The sequence below is a fragment of the Loktanella sp. Alg231-35 genome, from assembly GCF_900143545.1.
Taxonomy (GTDB): Bacteria; Pseudomonadota; Alphaproteobacteria; order Rhodobacterales; family Rhodobacteraceae; genus Yoonia.
Window position 1 is genome coordinate 418,189 of sequence record NZ_FREV01000004.1, and the last position, 19,779, is coordinate 437,967.

Genomic DNA, 19,779 nt, shown 5'->3' on the forward strand with positions numbered 1-19,779 from the left:
TTATTTGCCTTTCCACACCGGATCACGCTTTTCAGCAAAGGCACGGGCCCCTTCCAACTGGTCCTCAGAACGATAGAGCGTCTCTACCGTCTCAAACTGGCTTTTGGTGATCTTGTTCATCGCATCCTGAAACTTCATATCCTCGGCCTCGCGCACGACCTCTTTCAACGCCGCGTAAACCAGCGGTGGACCAGAGGCGATCAAGGCAGCGGTCTTGCGCGCCTCAGTCATCAGATCATCGGCGGACACCACACGGTTGATCAGGCCCCAGCGTGCGGCCTCTTCGGCATCGACCCACCGCCCGGTCAGCAGCATTTCCATCGCGATGTGATAGGGGATGCGCTTTGGCAGTTTGATTGATGCAGCATCGGCGACGGTGCCGGAACGGATTTCCGGCAAGGCAAAACTCGCGTGATCAGCGGCCAGCAGAATGTCACCGGACAGCGCCAGCTCCAGCCCGCCCCCACAGCAAATCCCGTTGATTGCCATGATCACGGGCTTGTTCATCGCGCGCAACTCTTGCAGGCCACCAAAACCGCCCCGGCCATAATCGCCATCAACGGCATCACCATCTGCGGCCGCCTTGAGGTCCCAGCCGGGGCAAAAGAACTTCTCTCCGGCGCCCGTCACAATGGCCACGCGCAAGTCAGGATCGTCGCGGAAATCGGCGAACACCTCGCCCATGATCTGGCTGGTGGCCAGATCAATGGCATTGGCCTTGGGGCGATCCAGTGTCACCTCAAGGATATGCCCGTTGCGTTTGGTCTTGATGGGGTTCTCGGTCATGTCGGGTCTCCTGTGGTGATCAGTGCATCAACGGCGATAGCCTGGGTCGGGCCGCAAAGCAGCGGATTAATTTCAACTTCGAAAGGGGTCTCCGCCAGCACATAGGATTGCACAGCCATGACCGCGTCAATGATCGCTTCGATATGTGCCGCCGGCCCGCCACGGTATCCTTGCAGTACGCGCCCAATGCGCAATCTGGTCAAAGTTGCGCGCGTCTCTTGGCGTTCGACGGGAACCGTCATATTGACGCTATCGGCCAAAAGTTCGGTCAGAACACCGCCCGCAGCAACGGTCAGAACGTAACCATGGGCGGGGTCCCGCACTACGCCGATCAGTAGCTCGGCCACCGTGTCAGCGATCATTTCCTCTACCAGAAAAGCCTCAGTCGGCATGCTGCGCGCTGCATCGAGCAGGGCCGCCTCATCCTGCAGACCCACGGCCACAGCACCGGCTTCGGTCTTGTGGGCGATACCTTCACCCTTGAGCACAAGTGGATAGCTGAGATCACGCGCCACCTTGGCCAAATCCTTCATCGCCACCCGTCGCGACAGCGGTACCACAACCCCATGTGCAGCGAGGGCCGCTTTGGACTCTGCCTCATTCAGCACATCGCCTGCCACGACATCGGGCGGAACAAAGACCGCAGGGGCCGCCGCACTGCGCACCCCAACGGTGGCCGCTACATTGATCGCCTCCAGCGCTTCGGGCATGCCGCACATAGGCAGCACGCCCTTGGCCACCAATCCTTGCGCGACCGCTTCGGGCATTGTTTCGACAACGGAACTCAGCACTGCAATCGGGCGTCCTGATTGCACCTGCGCACGGCCCACTGCCTCTAACACCAGATCCCAATCCGGCGATGTGCATTTGTCCGGTCGGGGGAAGTCCAGCACAACAACGCCCAATGCGATCTCATCGGTCATCATGGCGGCATAGGTCGCTGTCATCGCTTCCACATCGCCCCAGATGAAAGTGTGGTAGTCGAGCGGATTTGACAGCGCGACAAGTGGACCCAGAACAGCACGCAGCACGTCCCTTTGCGCTGGCTGCAACGGCGGGAATGAAACGGCGGTGCCTATGGCGGTATCGGCCATCAGGCTTGCCTCGCCCCCCGAACATGACAGCGACGCGATTTGCGCAGAGGCAAGCGGACCGACCACATGCAACAGCTTGAGCGTTTCCAGCAACGCCGACAGCGACGTGGCGCGCCCAATCCCCAGGCGGGCCAGCAACGCATCCGCCCCGGCATCACTGCCCGCGATGGAGGCTGTATGCGAAATCGCGGCTTGCTGGGCCTGCTCTGACCGGCCCACCTTGAGCGCGACAATCGGCTTGCCCATCGTCTGCGCCACCTTGGCCAGATCAACAAAAGCGGCCAGATCATCGATGCCTTCCACATAAAGACCAAGTGCGGTAACCTTTGGATTGGCCAACAGAGCCTGACCAATTTCCGACAACCCGGTCTGCGCCTGATTGCCCACCGTGGCCACAAAAGCCACCGGCAAGCCGCGCATCTGCATCGTCATGTTGATCGCCACATTCGAGGATTGCATGACAAGGGCCACACCGCTTTCCACGCGTTCGCCACCATGCTGATCCGGCCACAGGGCGACGCCATCCAGATAATTCAGAAAGCCATAGCAGTTTGGACCAAGCACCGGCATGTCACCCGCAGCCGCCAAAAGGGCAGTTTGCAAATCATCTCCATCTGCCATCTCATGCGCGGCCTCGCGAAACCCCGAAGCAAAGCAGACAGCGCCACCCGCACCCATCCGGGCAAGCTGGCTCACAACCTCAATTGTCGCGTGACGGTTGACCCCGATAAAGACGGCATCGGGTGGTTGGGGCAGCTCTGCGACATCACGCAGTGGCGTGATCCCAGCGATGTCATCCCGACTGGGATGCACCGCATACATGGCCCCGGCAAAGCCCATCTTTTGACATTGCAGGATGACCTGCGCGCACCATGCGCCGCCGCCCACCACAGCGATGGATCGCGGTTGGAAAAGCCGTTGCAGCCGGTCCATCAGGCCCCCAGGGGGCGCAGCAATTCGCGGCTGATGATATGGCGTTGGATTTCCGAGGTGCCGTCCCAGATGCGTTCAACACGGGCGTCGCGCCAGAACCGCTCGATCGGGAAATCATTCATTAGGCCCATACCACCGTAGATTTGCAGCGTCGCATCGGTGACGCGGGCCAGCATCTCGGTTGCGTAAACCTTGGCAGAGGCAATTTCGCGGTTTGCTGGCAGGCCTTCATCCAGTCGCCATGCCGCCGCCAACGTCATCAAGTCAGCCGCGTCAATCTCGGTGATCATGTCGGCGATCTGAAAGCTGACGCCTTGAAACTTGCCAATCGGCTGGCCGAATTGCCGGCGCTCTGCGGCATAGCTGAGTGCGTAGTCAAAACACCGGCGCGCGCGTCCAACAGACATCGTGGCAACCGTGATCCGCGTGGCATACAACCATTCGTTCATGACCGCAAAACCACCATCCACCTCGCCCAGCACCTGTGCGTCGGGTAAACGGCAATTGTCGAAATCCAAAATGCAGTTTTTGTACCCCCGATGACTAACCGAGGCGTAGCCGTCGCGCACCTCAAACCCTGGCGTGTCGCGATCCACCAGAAATGTCGTGATCCGTTTCTTGGGACCGCGCGGGGTGTCATCCACGCCCGTCGCCACAAAAACGATGAAGAAATCGGCATGTTCAGCACCCGATATGAAGTGTTTGGAACCATTGAGCACCCAATCCCCCCCATCACGAACCGCCGAGCATTTCATGCCTCGCACATCTGACCCCGCATCAGGTTCTGTCATGGCCAGCGCATCCATGCGTTCACCACGTACAGCGGGCAACAGATAGCGGTCGCGTTGATCACCTTTGCAAGCCATGAGGATGTTTTGCGGACGGCCAAAGAAATGGTTAAGCGCCATCGACCCGCGGCCCAGCTCGCGTTCGACCAAGGCAAAATCCACGTGGCTCAGGCCCGCGCCGCCGACTTCTTGGGGGAAATTGCAGGCATAGAACCCCAATTCGATGGTCTTGCGCTTGATGTCATCCGCGATTTCCTTGGGAACCTCACCCGTGCGTTCCACCGCATCCTCATGGGGGTAGATTTCATGCTCCACAAATGTGCGGACCGTATCCACAATCATCTGCTGTTCTTGGGTAAGGCCAAACTGCATGTGGGGCTCCATCACGATGTTCCGAAGGAAAGCCTAAGAAGGCCGCAGAAAAAAGTCATGCGAAATTCTGCACCTGCTTGTATAAATTTGTTGGGGCGAAAAGGAGTGATCCATGTTTGGAACATGCTCAGAGACGGTCAGCGTTCTATATGCTGTCATCTTTGGCGCCGGCGATGCCTGCGTGCGGCTTGATCTGTGGTCGCTTGGGTCGGCCTTTGCTGCGTTCATCGTGCTTGTTGTGATTGCTCAGTTTGCGGCCCGCAAGCTGTGGTCACGCATCGCCCAACCACCTTTCGACCATGACGTCGCCGAACACCAGCAACCGCTGGGACGCGGTGACCCCGAAAACCCGATCAAATCCAGCAGGTTCTAACCGGCGGGGCGATGGTTTCCACCTGTCGCTAGCGTCAATCGCTTGGCCGCGTCCATCACAGGTCCGGCAAGTGCCTCGATCCGTTCCAACGTGATCCGAGACGTCGGGCCAGAAACCGAGATCCCCGCGACCGCCTCACCAAAGACGTTGAAGACGGGGGCCGCGATGCACCGCATGCCAAGGTTACGCTCTTCGCCATCAATCGCATATCCGCGCGCCTTGGTGGCCTTGATATCCGCAATCATCGCCTCGGGTTCGACCAATGTGAATTCCGTGAAGCGTTCCATCTGACCCGCAGCCAAAACCTGTCTTTGGCGTTCATCATCCATGCGGCTCAGCAACGCTTTGCCAATACCCGATGAATGCATTGCAGACGCTGTGCCCGGCGGAAAGAACGCACGGATGGTTGCGTGGGTTTCCACTTGGCCCAGAAACAAGACCTTGCCGTCGCGCTCTATCCCCAGATTGGCGGTTTCACCTGTGGCTTCCATCAAATCGCGCATGATCGGACGGGCGCGTTCGACCAAAGATGTGCGGCGCAGGAAGTGCGAGCCGGTCAAATAGGCCGCAGCACCTACATTCCACACCTGATTTTGTTCATCAAAATCGGTAAAACCGCGCGCCTGAAATGTCGACAGCACCCGGTAAACCGTGGCCGGGGATTGATCCAGCGCACCTGCAATCTCTGACAAGGTGCCGCCTTGCATCTCGCCCAACTGCACCAAAATCTCTAACGCGCGATCAAGCGATTTGATCGTGTTCTGCGTGCCCTTATCATCCCAGGCTTTGGGGCGACCTCGCCCTCTTTTGGTGCTATCTGTCATGGATTTTTCCCGGTATTGAAAAACGATTTCACATTATGAAAAAAATAACCCACTGACAACGCTTAATTTAATTCAACTGATGCGATTTGAAAAATAATTTCAAAAAAATTGAGTAGCGGCAACATCGCTGACAAAACACGGTCAACCCAATGGAGGATTGGTCATGAGTTTTCAAAACCCAGTGTTTATTCCCGGCCCGACGAATATGCCCGAAGCCATTCGCAAGGCCTGCGACATGCCAACCATTGACCACCGCTCGCCACTGTTCGGGCAAATCTTGCACCCGGCCCGCGCGGGCGTTCAGGAGGTTCTGAAATCCGAAACGGCTGAGGTTTTTATATTCCCATCAACTGGCACCGGCGGTTGGGAAACAGCGCTGACGAACACATTGTCAGCGGGTGACACGGTCCTTGCTGCGCGCAACGGCATGTTCAGCCATCGGTGGATCGATATGTGCCAGCGTCATGAGCTGGACGTTCAGATTGTCGAAACACCCTGGGGCCATGGCCTGCCTGCGGATCGGTACGCCGAAATCCTGTCCGCCGACAAAGAACACAAAATCAAGGTTGTCCTTGCCACCCATAATGAAACTGCAACAGGCGTAAAGTCTGATATCGCCGCCGTGCGCAATGCGCTTAACGCAGCAGGCCACCCCGCGTTGCTGTTTGTGGATGGCGTGAGTTCCATCGGCTCCATGGATTTCCGATTTGACGAATGGGGCGTTGATGTTGCCGTAACTGGTTCGCAGAAGGGCTTTATGCTGCCCGCCGGTCTGGCCATTATTGGGTTCAGCCAAAGGGCGCTGGACGCAAGCAAAACAGCCGGCCTGCCGCGCACGTTCTTCGATATCGCGGATATGACCAAGGGCTATGCGGCGAACGCTTATCCCTACACACCTGCTGTTGGCCTGATGAATGGTCTGCTGCTGGCGACGGAAACACTGCTCAAAGAGGGTCTTGAGAACGTCTTTGCCCGGCACACCCGTATCGCGTCGGGTGTCCGTGCCGCCGTTGACGCCTGGGGGTTGGAACTTTGCGCGGCCTCGCCGGATGTGTATTCTGACACGGTCAGCGCCATCAAGACGCCTATTGGTTTCAACGCCACCGATATCGTCACTCATGCCGCCGACCACTATGGCGTAGCCTTTGGTGTGGGTCTGGGCGAGGTTGCAGGTAAGGTATTTCGCATCGGCCATCTGGGCAGCATGACCGACGTCATGGCGCTTTCGGGGATCGCCACAGCCGAGATGTGCATGGTTGATCTTGGCCTTGATATCAAATTGGGGTCCGGCGTTGCCGCGGCACAGGATTTCTACCGCGGGACGACCGGCTATTCATTGAAGAGCGCAGCGTGATGAAAGATCAAAACGACATGTACATCCCCACCTACCAAGACGTGTTGGACGCCCACGAGCGGATCAAACCTTACATCCACCGCACCCCGGTTTTGACATCGGAGTACCTTAACGCACTCACCGGCGCTGAATTGTTCTTTAAGTGTGAGAACTTTCAGAAGGCTGGTGCGTTCAAAGTCAGAGGCGCGTCTAACGCCGTCTTTGGCCTGTCAGACGAAGCGGCACAGAACGGCGTCTGCACGCATTCATCAGGGAACCACGCACTATCGCTGTCTTATGCAGCAGGCCGCAGGGGTATTCCCTGCAATGTCGTAATGCCGCGTACAGCGCCGCAAGCAAAGAAAGATGCGGTAAAGGGTTATGGCGGGATCATCACAGAATGCGAGCCTTCTACAACCTCCCGCGAGGCAGTCTTTGCTGGCGTGCAAGCCGAAACAGGTGGCGATTTCGTCCATCCGTATAATGACCCGCGGGTAATCGCGGGTCAGGGCACTTGCAGTAAAGAACTGATCGAGCAGATGCACGAAGAACACGGTGGTGGTCTTGATATGGTCGTGGCCCCAATCGGCGGCGGAGGCATGATTTCGGGCACCTGCCTGACCTTGTCCAACATCGCGCCTGATGTACAGATCATTGCCTCAGAACCCGAGCAGGCAGATGATGCATACCGCAGTTTCAAGGCAGGCCATATCATCGCTGATGATGCACCCGTGACTGTGGCGGATGGCCTCAAAGTACCGCTCAAAGATTTGACATGGCACTTTGTCAGCAATCACGTGTCCGAGATTTTCACGGCCTCCGAGCAGGAAATCATCGATGCGATGAAACTGACATGGCAGCGCATGAAGATCGTGATGGAGCCCAGCTGTGCTGTGCCACTGGCCACGATCCTCAAGAACAAAGAATTTTTCAAAGGCAAGCGCGTCGGCGTTGTTGTGACCGGCGGAAATGTAGACCTCGACAAACTACCTTGGATGCAAGGCTGAGTGTTGGTCTCCCAATGCGCCACTATTCGCTGCCTCTCGCTTCGCTCGAACGCGATTGGCGGCACGTGACAAAAGATGAAATCCATACTCTCTGAGGGAGAAGAACCATGAACGATATGAGTAACCTTAAAGACCTCGAAGTCGGCTACGACGTCCCCGCACTGCCCGGCATGGACGAGGCTGACATTCAAACACCCTGCCTTGTGCTGGATCTGGATGCGCTGGAGCGGAATATCAAAAAGATGGGCGACTTTGCAAAATCGCACGGCATGCGTCACCGCGTGCATGGAAAGATGCACAAATCGGTCGATGTGGCCCTGTTGCAGGAAAAACTGGGCGGTTCTGTCGGTGTGTGCTGCCAGAAAGTGTCCGAGGCCGAGGTTTTCGCCCGTGGCGGCATCAAAGATGTGCTGGTGTCCAACCAAGTGCGTCAGCCAGAGAAAATCGACCGCTTGGCTCGTCTGCCAAAGCTGGGCGCGCGCGCGATCTGCTGTGTGGATGATATCGACAACGTGGCGGATTTGTCAGCTGCCGCGATGAAGCATGGCACCGAAATCGAATGCCTCGTAGAAATCGACGTAGGCGCAGGCCGTTGCGGTGTGCAATATGGGCAGCCTGTTGTTGATCTGGCAAAAGCCATCGATGCGGCAGAAGGCCTCAAGTACGCGGGCATCCAAGCCTACCAAGGTGCAATGCAGCACCTCGATTCATACGAAGACCGTCAAGGCAAAACCCAGATCGCAATTGATCAGGTGGCAGAGACGCTTGAAATGCTGAAAGCTGAAGGTATCGAAAGTGATATCGTCGGCGGCGGCGGCACAGGCTCTTACTACTTTGAAAGCGCCTCTGGTGTGTTCAATGAATTGCAGTGTGGGTCTTATGCGTTCATGGACGCGGATTATGGCCGTATCCTCGACAAAGACGGCAACCGGATTGACCGGGGCGAGTGGGAGAACGCGCTGTTCATCCTGACCTCTGTGATGAGCCACGCCAAGGCCGACAAGGCCATCGTGGATGCTGGTCTGAAGGCGCAGTCCGTGGACAGTGGCCTGCCAACGATCTTTGGCCGCACTGACGTCGAGTACGTGAAGTGCTCTGACGAACATGGCGTCGTGGCTGACCCGGATGGTGTGTTGAAGGTCAACGACAAGCTGAAACTGGTGCCTGGTCACTGTGACCCAACCTGCAACGTGCATGATTGGTACGTTGGCGTGCGTGATGGCAAGGTTGAAACGCTGTGGCCTGTCTCTGCTCGCGGTAAAGCCTACTAAGCGCGCATCCCTCCCTAACGGCCGCTCATCGCGAAATGAACCACACGGGTCCGGATGAGCGGCCGCAAATGAAAGACCACACCCATGATTATCGTTCCCGAACGCGAGATTGCAGACCTGATGACCCGAGAGGCGGCCTTTGATGCCGTCGAACAGGTCTTTGCCGCGATGGCATCAGGTGATGCCTATAACTTTCCCGTCGTCCGCGAGGCGATTGGTCACGAAGACGCGCTTTATGGCTTCAAGGGCGGGTTTGACCGGGCCGGTCTGACGCTGGGTCTCAAGGCTGGTGGCTACTGGCCCAACAACCTTGAAAAGCGTGATCTGATCAATCACCAATCCACGGTATTTTTGTTCGATCCCGACACTGGCAAGGCCAAGGCGATGGTCGGCGGCAATCTTTTGACGGCACTACGCACGGCGGCGGCTTCCTCCGTCTCGATCAAGCATCTGGCACGGGATGATGCCAAGGTCATGGGCATGGTCGGCGCGGGCCATCAAGCCACCTTCCAACTGCGTGCCGCACTTGAGCAGCGCAAGTTCGAAAAGGTGATCGGCTGGAACTACCACCCCGAGATGCTGCCCAATATCGAAAAGGTTGCCAATGAAGCGGGCCTACCCTTTGAGGCTGTCGATCTGCCCGGCATGGCGCAGGCGGATGTCATCATCTCGATCACTTCTGCTTTTGCGCCATCGTTGATGGCCGATCACGTCAGCCCCGGCACACATATCGCCTGCATGGGCACTGACACCAAAGGCAAGCAAGAGGTTGAAGCAGCACTCTTGCAACGCGCATCCGTCTTTACCGATGAGGTGGCGCAGTCCATTTCCATCGGCGAGGCGCAGCATGCCGTGGCCGAAGGGTTGATTGCCGAAACGGATGTCCACCAGATTGGCGCGGTGATCAACGGCACACACCCAGGACGCAACGGTGCCGACGATATCACGCTCTTTGACGGCACTGGCGTCGGGCTTCAGGATCTGGCCGTCGCAGCGCGAGTTGTGGAGCTTGCTGTCGCAAAGGGCATCGCTATCGAAGTCGATTTTTAGACTATCCAACAGGAACGGCGCGTAAGGTGGGTTTCAACCCACCTTACCTGTCACTTTGCGCTTTCCCCCGCCCTCTGATTTGTTAGCGTTAACAAAACGCAAGGAATGATGCGATGCGCGAGTGGTGGCGGGATGCGGTAATCTATCAGATTTATCCGCGCTCTTTTCAGGACGACAATGGCGACGGGGTCGGTGACCTTGCAGGGATCACCCGGCGCTTGCCTCATGTGGCCTCGCTTGGGGTCGATTGTATCTGGCTGTCGCCGATTTTCACCTCTCCGCAAAAGGACATGGGCTATGACGTGTCTAACTACACGGATATTGACCCGCTCTTTGGCACACTTGCCGATTTTGATGCGCTGATTGCGCGAGCGCATGAATTGGGCCTGAAGGTGATCACCGATCAGGTGCTGTCGCACACATCCGATCAGCACCCATGGTTCCGCGAAAGCCGGGTCAGCCGCGACAATCAGAAATCCGATTGGTATGTCTGGGCCGATCCGCTGCCGGATGGGTCCCCCCCGACCAACTGGCACAGCCACTTTGGCGGCCCAGCGTGGGAATTCGACCCGCAGCGCGGTCAATACTATCTGCACAATTTCCTTGCTGCCCAACCTGACCTGAACTTCCACAATCCTGACGTCGTTGATGCAATTTTGGAAACCTGCCAGTTCTGGCTGGATCGTGGTCTTGATGGCTTTCGCCTTGATACCGTGAACTACTATTTCCACGATCAAGATCTGCGGTCCAATCCGCCTGCACAAGCCAAACCACAGGTGATGGCCACCGATCTTTATGGGATGCAGGATAATATCTACAACAAAACACGACCAGAGAACCTGGGCTTTCTCGAACAACTCCGCAATCTCACCGATCAATATGAAGACATTATGATGGTTGGCGAAGTCGGTGAAATGGGTAACCGTTCGATCCAGATCATGGGTGAATACACGGCCGGGTCCAGCCGTCTGCATATGGCCTATAGTTTTGCCATGCTCGGCCCCGATTTCTCGGTTGATCATTTTCGCAGCTGTATCGAAGGCTTTCAGACAGGCGCACCCGACGGCCACCCCAAGTGGTCTTTCAGCAACCATGATGTACCCCGTCACGTCACCCGCTGGGCCGCGCATGCCGTCGATGAGAACACGATCGCACATATGACCTGTGCCATGCTGATGAGCTTTGAAGGCACGGTCGGAATCTATCAAGGTGAGGAACTGGGCCAGACCGAAACAGAGCTTACCTATGACGAACTCACCGACCCACCAGCGCTACGCTATTGGCCGGCGGTTAAAGGGCGCGACGGATGCCGCACACCGATGGTTTGGGAAAAAGAAGCACCCCATGCGGGGTTCTCGGATGCGGCGCCTTGGCTGCCAGTCAAGGCACCTCAGGCGGCCAAGGCAGTTGATGCGCAAGAAGACAGCTCTGACAGCGTTCTTCAGTTCTACCGCAAGATGATCAGCTTTCGAAAATCCCAATCTGCGCTGACGCGAGGAAAGACCGAGTTTGTACGGTTGGCAGAGCCTCTTTTGGCATTTCGCCGTGTGAATGGAGATCAGAACCTCATCTGCGTGTTCAACCTGTCGAAAGATGAGCACCAGCTTAGCATAACCGGAAACGCCGCCATCATTGGGCCGCATCACGCCGTTCTGGACGCTGCTCGGCTGACGCTGCCCGGCAACGGTTTCGCCTTCCTGGAAAATGTGGATGATCTGGCGCGCGCCTAAAAACGGATCTCAAACACGGCGCCCGGCTGATCCAACAGCCGGATTTCAGCACCCTGTGCCTGCAACATGCGTTGCACAATCGGCAGGCCCATGCCCGTGCCACCTTCCGCCCGGCGGGTGGTAAAGAACGGATCAAAGATGCGATCACGATTGCCGGGGCTGATGCCAGAACCATCATCCGCGATCAGCAGGCGACCGGCTTGCCAATCAAATTGCACCGCAGTTGCGCCATGGGCCAGCGCGTTGCCAATCAGATGGGTCACAACAAGGCGCATCACATCAGCCGAAAGCGGAATAGTCCCGTCTGTAACTACCTTTGAAGCAGAATGCTCGCGCAGGACGTCTGACAACACACATGTCCCACCCGGCATCGGTTCTTGCGCCTGCGCCAACGCCCGCTGCCCATCCAATAGCGCGTCCATCCGCGCAGTTGCATCGCTGATGCCGGACAGCAGTTTCGTCCGATCCTGCGGCGCGAGGTTGGGATCATCCAGCAATTCCGCCGCTCCTTGAATGATGGTCAACGGCGACTTCAGCTCATGAGTGACGTGGTCGGCATAGGAACGCAAAACAGCCTCGCGGCCACGCAACCGCGCTGTCATCTCGATCACCGCCTGTCCCAGTTGCGAAAACTCTGGCGTGCCGAAATGTATGGGCGGTATGTCGGCCCCTTCCTGTTGCACAAATCCGGTCAGCTCACGGACGGGGCGCAGGACCAAGCGCCACAGCAGCCAGCCCAGCACAAGTGTCGCAATCAACGCCATCCATCCGATCAGCCACGTCGTCTCGGCCCAGCCAAGCACCCCACCGGCCACTCTGAAATAGCCCACACCAATGAGGGGCAACAAAAACACCGTCGCAAGCGTTCCCCCCAGCACAAGTGCCAAAGGTGGGCGCCACTTTCGGATCACGCGCCGCGACATGCACCCATCCGAATCCCCACACCGTGGACGGTATCAATGGCATCTGGGCAACCCGCCGCCGCCAACTTGCCACGCAAATTCCGCAGATGGCTGTCCATTGTGCGGTCGCTGACATGAATATTCGTGCCATAGATCGCATCCACTAATTGCGGGCGCGACATCACGTGATCTGGCCGCGCAATCAAGCGTTCAAGCAAGTCCATCTCGCGCGCCGTCAATGTGACTTGCGCGTCGTTGACATGGCACAAATGGCGTGCGGGATCGACACTTAGCACACCGCGCCGCATGACCATTTGCGTCTGTGTACCACCTTGCGTCCGCTTAAGGATGGCCCGGACCCGCGCCACCAGTTCACGCGGCGAAAAAGGTTTCGAGACATAATCATCCGCACCAAGTTCCAGCCCTACGATGCGGTCCACCTCATCGCTATGAGCGGTCAGAAACAGGACTGGTACATCCGAGGTCTTGCGCAAGGTACGACATACCGCAAGCCCGTCCATCTCTGGCATTCCAATATCCAGCACGATCAGGTCCGGTTGCAAGCTCTGCGCTGTTTCCAGCGCTGCACGCCCGTCACCTGCTTCAGCCACGGCAAAGCCTGCCTGTCCCAAGGCAATCCGCACAACATCGCGGATTTGGGCATCATCATCTGCGACCAGGATCATTGCGTATCCTCCAATGCGGCCAAACTACGATGCAGCCGCGCGTTGCGGTAGCCCCATTCACGCCAATCGTTGCGCGTACTCAGATAGGGGCGCCAACTGCTACAAACTGCGTGGCCTGTGCGCAACTCATAGGCGCGAATGGCGGGCACCGCGCCCTCACTCAGACCGCACAGGTAGTGATCACCGGTGCGCAGGTCAGCCAGATTATTGCGTGCAATCAACCCGTCGATATTCACTAGATTGCAGCAGTAGATCGCAACAAGGCCCAGACCAAATGCGCGCTGCATGAACCACCCAACAGACTGCCGCCCTATCATCTGCATAAGGATCAGCAGCAGACCAAGGGCCACCACCACCATCCAGACAAAAGCGGCAACGCGCAGGCGGGTCAGCCCATAGAAATCGACATAAAGGTCAAGCCGCAAGATGGATGAGATTACCAACAGCACTGTCTGCGCCACCCAAAGATAAAGTAAGCGACGCACCCAGTTTGCTTCACCCAGATGTGGCTGCGCCAACAACGCAAACAAACCGGCAAGGACCGCAGTGACAAGCAAGGGATACGCTCCGCGATGAGCGTATTCGGCATAGGTCATCCCATCTGGCAGCGCCGCGCCGCCCCAGAGGTAACCGATATCCAATGTGGTCTGCGTCAGAAAGATGATGTTGAACACTACCAATGCCCGCTGCACAGATCGCTGGTTCAGGAAGGCAGAGCGGAGCCTGCGCTGCTGTCTGGTTCTGGGACGTGTAAGATTGGGCATCATAGGGGCCAGACGCAAAAGCGGCCAAAGCAAACCTGCAACCATGCTCCATAGCGTGACCCGCCCAATTTCTGGCAAGATATCCATGTCCAGCTGGCCAAGCACGGCCAGCCACTTGTCCGCAATCGGATTCGCCGCCGCAAACAGGATAAGAAATAAACCGCCCACGCCCACTGGCAGTGCCCAGTCGAACAGCGTTGATCTAACCGTTCCTTTTGATGGCTTCGGAACGCGCATGGCGAAAAGATCCCGCACCGTCTGGACCACACCAGCCCCCGGCAAACGACAAAGCGCGCGGAGCCAGTTGTCGGGCTGCCATTCTGGCGCGGCCAGGATGACAGCGGACGCTGTCAGCCCGATCATAGCAATGGCGAAGGTGCCGAATTGCACAACCTCTAGCAATGGTGCGGCGGCAATGAACAGGATCGTGGCAGCCAGCACCATGCGTCGCCGGTCGACGCCGCGGTAGACAGTCAGGACAATCGCAACATTGGCCAACACAAACCAAAGCGCTATGCCCGCTCCGGGTCGAAAACCCCACATCAGCAAATCCGCACAAGACAGTGCGAGGATCAGCAACGGCCATGCCCGCAACCCCTTTGGTGGGTCTTCATCATCTAGCCACCATGCATCATTCGCCAATCGTCTTGGCACGCCTCGCACAACCATGTCTCGTCCCTTTCTGCTCTTGTCAGAAACGAGTTAGACCCGCGCTGTGCAGGAGAGATCGCACAGATGTGCAGTTTTTGTGCAGAGCGGCTTAGCCTTCGGTCGACGCGCGAATGGCCCGAATGTTGGCGCCGTAAGGTGCCGGGTCTGACACCGATCCACCTTTGAAAACAGCCGAACCTGCGACCAAAACGTCGGCGCCCGCCGCTGCAACCAGTGGCGCAGTTGTGGGGTCAACACCGCCATCAATTTCGATATGGATTGGCCGATCACCGATCATCGCGCGTAATTCGCGCACTTTCTCTACCTGCGAATGGATGAACTTTTGACCGCCAAAACCGGGGTTCACAGTCATGACACAGATCAAATCCACCATGTCCAACAGCATCTCAACCGATGACGCTGGCGTGCCGGGGTTGAGCGCGACACCGGCCTTGGCCCCTGCCCCGCGGATCGCCTGCAATGTGCGGTGGATATGCGGGCCAGCCTCAACATGGGCGGTAATGATGTCGGCACCGGCCTTGGCAAAGCCTTCGATGTAGGGGTCAACTGGGGCAATCATCAGATGTACGTCCATGACACCCTTGATATGCGGACGGATGGCTGCACAGGTGGCGGGTCCGAAGGTGATATTAGGCACGAAATGCCCATCCATGACGTCAACATGCACCCAATCGGCACCTTGCGCCTCGATCGCTTCGCACTCAGCACCGAAGTTGGCGAAATCCGCCGAAAGAATGGAGGGGGCGATCTTGATAGAGCGGTCAAATGACATGGCATACCTCATGGGATTACTGTGCTGCGGGATAGCCTCTGGCGGTGGGTTTGTCACCCTTACACCAGTGGGATTTTGCCAAGGGCCGTTTTTCATGCTGCGACGCAGCAATAACTGTGCTAATTTGATATCATGATCCAAAAACTACTGCATAAAGATATCCTGCAGAACGGCGCCCAGATACATCTAACGCGGGCCACTTTGCTGCCAACGCGCCCCCGTGCGCTGCATACGCATGACTTTTTCGAGCTGCTCTGGGTGCAGAATGGTAAGGTCCGGCATCACCTGCCCGACGGCATTGAGACGCTGACCGAAGGGGATGTTGTCTTTCTCCAGCCCGGCCATGCCCACGCCCTTCAAGGACGCGGTGAACATGCGCTGGTGGTCTCGCTTTGCGTTCACCCGGCTACAATCAAGGCTATGGTGAAACGCCACCCCGGCGTGCAAGATCATCTTTTTTGGGCAAAGGACGGTCCGGTACAGGCGTTCCGGGATATTCGGCAGCTGGCTGCATTGAACCACGCCGCCGTCCAATTGGAGCGGAGCCTGCTTGACACTTTGGCGGCCGAGGCATTTCTTCTGCCGCTCTGCGCGGAACTGGTTGCAGAGGCTACAGACCCTCAAATCCCCGCATGGCTGACGCAGGCCTGCAAGGCCGCAGCTGACCCGTCGGTGTTTCGTGAAGGGGCCGCCGGGCTGGTGGCGCAGACTGGCAAAGCCCATCCGCATGTCAGCCGGATGATGCGCAAACTCATGGGACAGACGCCCTCGGATTACGTCAACACCATTCGCATGCGCCATGCGGCTCGTGCCCTGACCACCGACAGCGAGGCCATCAGTGCCATCGCCGAGGCCTGCGGCATCCCCAACATGTCACATTTTCACAAACTCTTCCGGGCGGCCTATGGCATGACACCGCTGCAATACCGCCAGCAGTTCCAGCGACAGATCGTACAACCCGGCTGACGCCTTGTGACGTAGTGCTTTGATGGTTCTTGAGGACCCAAATCAGATAGTATTTGACCAAAAGGTCAAAACTTGCCAAGAGACGGGCGAAGTGCCACCCTATCCGAGCACCGCAGGAGGCTCCCTTGCAGACGACCCAATCCCCCACGCTCACCACCTCTCAATTGCCGCAGGTCCACACACCGCGCAATGAAGGCATGCCGCTGGACCTAGATTGGGTCATGGCCGTGCAGGCGAATACATCCGCAATCGAGCGGCGCGCCAAGACGCTGCCCGGCCGGCGCAGCGTCAAGAAAGACTATCAGGCAGCCTGGCTGTGCAAGGCGATCAGCCTGATGGATTTGACGACGCTCAGTGGTGACGACAGCGAAGGCCGGGTGCGCAGGCTTTGCGCCAAGGCGCGCCAACCCGTCGCGCAGCCTTTGCTGGATGCGCTTGGCATGGACGGCCTGACCACCGGTGCGATTTGCGTCTACCACGACATGGTGCCAACGGCTGTCGATGCGCTGCAGGGGACGAATATTCCTGTTGCCGCAGTCTCGACCGGCTTTCCCGCTGGTCTGTCGCCGTTCCACCTGCGCATTGCCGAGATTGGCGAAAGCGTTGCCGCCGGCGCCGCAGAAATCGACATCGTCATCAGCCGCCGCCATGTGCTGACAGGCAATTGGCAGGCGCTTTACGATGAGATGAAGGAAATGCGGGCCGCCTGCGGCGATGCCCACGTCAAAGCGATCCTTGCCACCGGTGAACTTGGCACGCTGCGCAACGTCGCCCGCGCGTCACTGGTCTGCATGATGGCCGGTGCTGACTTTATCAAGACGTCCACCGGCAAAGAGCCTGTAAACGCCACCTTGCCCGTCACGCTGACAATGATCCGAGCAATCCGAGACTACCAAGACCGCACCGGCGTCAGAGTGGGTTACAAACCCGCGGGCGGGATCAGCAAGGCCAAGGATGCGCTGGTCTATCTGGCGATGATCAAGGATGAACTTGGCGACCGCTGGCTGCAGCCCGACCTTTTCCGTTTCGGCGCATCATCCCTTCTGGGCGACATAGAACGGCAACTCGAACATCACGTCACCGGGGCCTATTCGGCCCAGTGGCGGCACGCGATTGGATAAGCCATGACCATCAAAGAGATATTCGACACCATGGACTACGGACCCGCCCCCGAAAGCAGTGCCGAGGCCCTGAAATGGTTGGCAGATCGCGGCGCGGTGGCTGGCCACTACATCAATGGCAAATGGGGCCCGATCCGGGATGATTTCCCATCCAACAACCCGGCCACTGGCAAGAAACTGGCAGGCGTCACCAAAGGCACCGCCGAAGAAATTGAAACGGCGGTCGCCGCCGCACGCAAAGCGCAACCCGCTTGGGCCAAATCAGGGCACAAACGCGCCCGTGTTCTTTATGCCATTGCCCGGCTGATGCAAAAGCACTCTCGTTTGCTGGCGGTGATGGAAACATTGGATAACGGCAAACCTATACGCGAAAGCCGCGACATCGATGTGCCATTGGCGATCCGGCATTTCTACCACCACGCAGGCTTTGCCCAATTGATGAAGGCCGAACTGCCCACACGCGAGGCCTTGGGCGTCTGCGGGCAAATCATCCCATGGAACTTCCCGCTACTTATGCTGGCATGGAAAATTGCACCCGCTCTGGCAATGGGCAACACGGTCGTACTGAAACCTGCGGAATACACATCGCTTAGCGCCATGATCTTCGCCGAAATCTGCACCGAGGCTGGTGTCCCACCCGGTGTCGTCAACATCGTCACAGGTGACGGCGAAACAGGGGCGGCATTGGTGAATGCCGAAGTGGACAAGATTGCCTTCACCGGTTCCACGGAAGTGGGCCGCAAGATCCGCCAAGCGACTGCCGGGTCGGGCAAGGCGCTCTCGCTCGAACTGGGCGGCAAATCCCCCTATATCGTCTTTGAGGACGCCGACCTGGATAGTGCCGTCGAAGGTCTGGTCGACGCAATCTGGTTTAACCAAGGCCAGGTCTGCTGTGCCGGGTCGCGCCTGCTTGTGCAGGAGGGCATCGCTGATCAGTTCTATGCCAAACTCAAAGCGCGCATGGACGGGCTGCGGATTGGTGATCCGCTAGACAAATGCATCGATGTGGGCGCCATCGTCGACCCTGTACAACTGGACCAGATCACCAAAATGGTCAGCGGCAATACCGAAGGTGAAACCTATCAGACCAAAGCGCCGGAAGGCTGCTTTTATCCACCCACGCTGATCACTGGACTGTCGCCGGCATCAACCCTGATGCAGGAGGAAATCTTCGGCCCGGTGCTGGCCGCCACAACCTTCCGCACCCCGTCCGAGGCCGTCGAGATTGCCAACAACACCCGTTATGGGCTGGCCGCCTCTGTCTGGTCAGAGAACATCAACCTCGCCCTTGATATCGCGCCAAAACTGGCCGCTGGCATTGTCTGGGTGAACGGCACCAACATGATGGACGCCGCCGCCGGGTTTGGGGGCGTGCGCGAAAGCGGCTTTGGGCGCGAAGGCGGCTGGGAAGGTCTGGCGGGCTATACCAAGCCCAAGGGCGCCGCAAAGCCGCTAACCAAGATTAACGCCTTCACAACCGAAGACGGTCATCCCGCCGATCCGCTGAATCGGACGGCAAAGCTCTATATCGGCGGCAAACAGGCACGTCCTGACGGCGGCTATTCCAACCCGGTCTACAGCCCACGTGGCAAATTGGTGGGCCATGCCTCCATCGCCAATCGTAAGGACATCCGCAACGCAGTTGAGGCCTGCAATAGTGCCACGAACTGGTCCAAGACGACCGGCCATTTGCGGGCTCAAATCCTTTACTACATCGCTGAAAACCTCTCGGCGCGGGCGGAGGAATTTGCGACGCGCATCGACAAAATGACCGGCGCGAAATCAGGCACGGATGAGATCGAAACCTGCATTCGCACGCTCTTTACCTATGCTGCATGGGCAGACAAATATGATGGTCAGGCGCATGGCGTCCCGATCCGCGGTGTGGCTTTGGCGATGAAAGAACCCGTTGGCAACATCGGTATTCTTTGTGACGATAGCGCGCCGCTGGCTGGGTTGATCAGCGCGATGGCCCCGGCCATTGCAATGGGCAATCGCGTAATCCTTGCAGCAAGCGAACCTTTCCCGCTCGCGGCGACAGATTTCTACCAAGTGCTGGAAACATCTGACGTGCCCGCAGGTGTCGTTAACATCATCACTGGCGACCATGCAGAGCTTGCCCCAACTCTGGCCAAACATATGGACATCGACGCGGTCTGGTCCTTCTCAAGTACAGACCTGAGTGCCGAGATCGAGAAAGCAAGTGCTGGGAACCTCAAACGGACGTGGGTGAACAACGGCACTGCGCTCACACCTTCAACGGCCGATTACCTCGTCGCCAGCACAGAGATCAAAAACATCTGGATCCCCTACGGCGAGTAACACGCCACTCCGG

Annotated in this window: 17 protein-coding genes; 9 read left to right on the forward strand and 8 right to left on the reverse strand. The window is 57.9% G+C overall.

The window, feature by feature from the left end:
* The 3 genes from DHN10_RS11975 to DHN10_RS11985 are packed head-to-tail and all read right to left on the reverse strand — an operon-like array spanning position 1 to position 3,973.
* Positions 1-786 (reverse strand): carnitinyl-CoA dehydratase, encoded by a 786-nt coding sequence (locus tag DHN10_RS11975; RefSeq protein WP_108815543.1) that lies wholly within the window; start codon positions 784-786, stop codon positions 1-3.
* Entirely contained in the window at positions 783-2,813 is a 2,031-nt protein-coding gene (locus tag DHN10_RS11980) for an acetate--CoA ligase family protein (protein WP_108815544.1), read from the reverse strand. The genes DHN10_RS11975 and DHN10_RS11980 overlap by 4 nt, the downstream gene beginning before the upstream one ends.
* On the reverse strand, positions 2,813-3,973 hold the full coding sequence (locus DHN10_RS11985; RefSeq protein WP_108815545.1) for an acyl-CoA dehydrogenase family protein: 1,161 nt from the start codon (positions 3,971-3,973) through the stop codon (positions 2,813-2,815). Before DHN10_RS11985 ends, DHN10_RS11980 begins: the two co-directional genes overlap by 1 nt.
* A 112-nt stretch (positions 3,974-4,085) precedes the next feature.
* Between DHN10_RS11985 and DHN10_RS11990 the strand changes: the two genes are divergently transcribed.
* Positions 4,086-4,346, forward strand: a complete 261-nt coding sequence (locus tag DHN10_RS11990; RefSeq protein ID WP_108815546.1) for a hypothetical protein — start codon at positions 4,086-4,088, stop codon at positions 4,344-4,346.
* Here DHN10_RS11990 and bhcR read toward each other — a convergent pair.
* A complete protein-coding gene (gene bhcR, locus DHN10_RS11995) occupies positions 4,343-5,170 on the reverse strand; it encodes an HTH-type transcriptional regulator BhcR (RefSeq protein WP_108815547.1) in 828 nt (275 codons plus the stop codon). The genes DHN10_RS11990 and bhcR overlap by 4 nt on opposite strands.
* 163 nt (positions 5,171-5,333) lie before the next feature.
* Here bhcR and bhcA point away from each other — a divergent pair, with 163 nt between their 5' ends.
* The 5 genes from bhcA (at position 5,334) to DHN10_RS12020 (ending at position 11,561) form a co-directional block, all read left to right on the forward strand.
* Positions 5,334-6,524 (forward strand): L-aspartate--glyoxylate aminotransferase BhcA, encoded by a 1,191-nt coding sequence (bhcA, locus tag DHN10_RS12000; protein ID WP_108815548.1) that lies wholly within the window; start codon positions 5,334-5,336, stop codon positions 6,522-6,524.
* A complete protein-coding gene (gene bhcB, locus DHN10_RS12005; protein WP_199910668.1) occupies positions 6,524-7,510 on the forward strand; it encodes a beta-hydroxyaspartate dehydratase BhcB in 987 nt (328 codons plus the stop codon). The genes bhcA and bhcB overlap by 1 nt, the downstream gene beginning before the upstream one ends.
* 107 nt (positions 7,511-7,617) lie before the next feature.
* Positions 7,618-8,781, forward strand: coding sequence for a 3-hydroxy-D-aspartate aldolase BhcC (gene bhcC / locus DHN10_RS12010; RefSeq protein ID WP_108815550.1), 1,164 nt, complete (start codon positions 7,618-7,620; stop codon positions 8,779-8,781).
* Between the two features lie 84 nt (positions 8,782-8,865).
* Positions 8,866-9,831, forward strand: coding sequence for an iminosuccinate reductase BhcD (gene bhcD, locus DHN10_RS12015; RefSeq protein WP_108815551.1), 966 nt, complete (start codon positions 8,866-8,868; stop codon positions 9,829-9,831).
* A gap of 113 nt (positions 9,832-9,944) precedes the next feature.
* Entirely contained in the window at positions 9,945-11,561 is a 1,617-nt protein-coding gene (locus DHN10_RS12020; RefSeq protein ID WP_108815552.1) for an alpha-glucosidase, read from the forward strand.
* On the opposite strand, the gene DHN10_RS12025 is transcribed toward DHN10_RS12020, so the two are convergent.
* From DHN10_RS12025 to rpe, 4 genes are all read right to left on the reverse strand, one after another.
* Positions 11,558-12,484: an ATP-binding protein gene (locus tag DHN10_RS12025; RefSeq protein WP_108815553.1), complete on the reverse strand. Its 927-nt coding sequence runs from the start codon at positions 12,482-12,484 to the stop codon at positions 11,558-11,560. The genes DHN10_RS12020 and DHN10_RS12025 overlap by 4 nt on opposite strands.
* Complete coding sequence (locus DHN10_RS12030; protein WP_108815554.1) at positions 12,469-13,149, reverse strand: response regulator transcription factor; 681 nt, start codon at positions 13,147-13,149, stop codon at positions 12,469-12,471. The genes DHN10_RS12025 and DHN10_RS12030 overlap by 16 nt, the downstream gene beginning before the upstream one ends.
* Positions 13,146-14,582: a DUF4153 domain-containing protein gene (locus DHN10_RS12035; RefSeq protein ID WP_108815555.1), complete on the reverse strand. Its 1,437-nt coding sequence runs from the start codon at positions 14,580-14,582 to the stop codon at positions 13,146-13,148. Before DHN10_RS12035 ends, DHN10_RS12030 begins: the two co-directional genes overlap by 4 nt.
* A gap of 91 nt (positions 14,583-14,673) precedes the next feature.
* Positions 14,674-15,357: a ribulose-phosphate 3-epimerase gene (gene rpe, locus DHN10_RS12040; protein WP_108815556.1), complete on the reverse strand. Its 684-nt coding sequence runs from the start codon at positions 15,355-15,357 to the stop codon at positions 14,674-14,676.
* 132 nt (positions 15,358-15,489) lie between these two features.
* On the opposite strand from rpe, the gene DHN10_RS12045 reads away from it, so the two are divergent.
* From DHN10_RS12045 to DHN10_RS12055, 3 genes are all read left to right on the forward strand, one after another.
* Positions 15,490-16,323, forward strand: a complete 834-nt coding sequence (locus DHN10_RS12045; protein ID WP_108815557.1) for a helix-turn-helix transcriptional regulator — start codon at positions 15,490-15,492, stop codon at positions 16,321-16,323.
* Positions 16,324-16,520: 197 nt separating this feature from the next.
* Entirely contained in the window at positions 16,521-17,444 is a 924-nt protein-coding gene (gene deoC / locus DHN10_RS12050; protein ID WP_306419266.1) for a deoxyribose-phosphate aldolase, read from the forward strand.
* Positions 17,445-17,447: 3 nt separating this feature from the next.
* Positions 17,448-19,766, forward strand: a complete 2,319-nt coding sequence (locus DHN10_RS12055; RefSeq protein WP_108815559.1) for an aldehyde dehydrogenase family protein — start codon at positions 17,448-17,450, stop codon at positions 19,764-19,766.
* Positions 19,767-19,779: the final 13 nt, after the last annotated feature.

Coding starts and splice junctions, on each gene's coding strand:
- deoC (WP_306419266.1), top strand. CDS start 16,521: ATGCCGCTGGACCTAGATTGGGTCATGGCCGTGCAGGCGAATACATCC.
- DHN10_RS11985 (WP_108815545.1), bottom strand. CDS start 3,973: ATGCAGTTTGGCCTTACCCAAGAACAGCAGATGATTGTGGATACGGTC.
- bhcB (WP_199910668.1), top strand. CDS start 6,524: ATGAAAGATCAAAACGACATGTACATCCCCACCTACCAAGACGTGTTG.
- DHN10_RS11990 (WP_108815546.1), top strand. CDS start 4,086: ATGTTTGGAACATGCTCAGAGACGGTCAGCGTTCTATATGCTGTCATC.
- DHN10_RS12035 (WP_108815555.1), bottom strand. CDS start 14,582: ATGGTTGTGCGAGGCGTGCCAAGACGATTGGCGAATGATGCATGGTGG.
- DHN10_RS12030 (WP_108815554.1), bottom strand. CDS start 13,149: ATGATCCTGGTCGCAGATGATGATGCCCAAATCCGCGATGTTGTGCGG.
- DHN10_RS12045 (WP_108815557.1), top strand. CDS start 15,490: ATGATCCAAAAACTACTGCATAAAGATATCCTGCAGAACGGCGCCCAG.
- DHN10_RS11975 (WP_108815543.1), bottom strand. CDS start 786: ATGACCGAGAACCCCATCAAGACCAAACGCAACGGGCATATCCTTGAG.
- rpe (WP_108815556.1), bottom strand. CDS start 15,357: ATGTCATTTGACCGCTCTATCAAGATCGCCCCCTCCATTCTTTCGGCG.
- DHN10_RS12025 (WP_108815553.1), bottom strand. CDS start 12,484: ATGTCGCGGCGCGTGATCCGAAAGTGGCGCCCACCTTTGGCACTTGTG.
- bhcD (WP_108815551.1), top strand. CDS start 8,866: ATGATTATCGTTCCCGAACGCGAGATTGCAGACCTGATGACCCGAGAG.
- bhcA (WP_108815548.1), top strand. CDS start 5,334: ATGAGTTTTCAAAACCCAGTGTTTATTCCCGGCCCGACGAATATGCCC.
- DHN10_RS11980 (WP_108815544.1), bottom strand. CDS start 2,813: ATGGACCGGCTGCAACGGCTTTTCCAACCGCGATCCATCGCTGTGGTG.
- bhcC (WP_108815550.1), top strand. CDS start 7,618: ATGAACGATATGAGTAACCTTAAAGACCTCGAAGTCGGCTACGACGTC.
- DHN10_RS12020 (WP_108815552.1), top strand. CDS start 9,945: ATGCGCGAGTGGTGGCGGGATGCGGTAATCTATCAGATTTATCCGCGC.
- bhcR (WP_108815547.1), bottom strand. CDS start 5,170: ATGACAGATAGCACCAAAAGAGGGCGAGGTCGCCCCAAAGCCTGGGAT.
- DHN10_RS12055 (WP_108815559.1), top strand. CDS start 17,448: ATGACCATCAAAGAGATATTCGACACCATGGACTACGGACCCGCCCCC.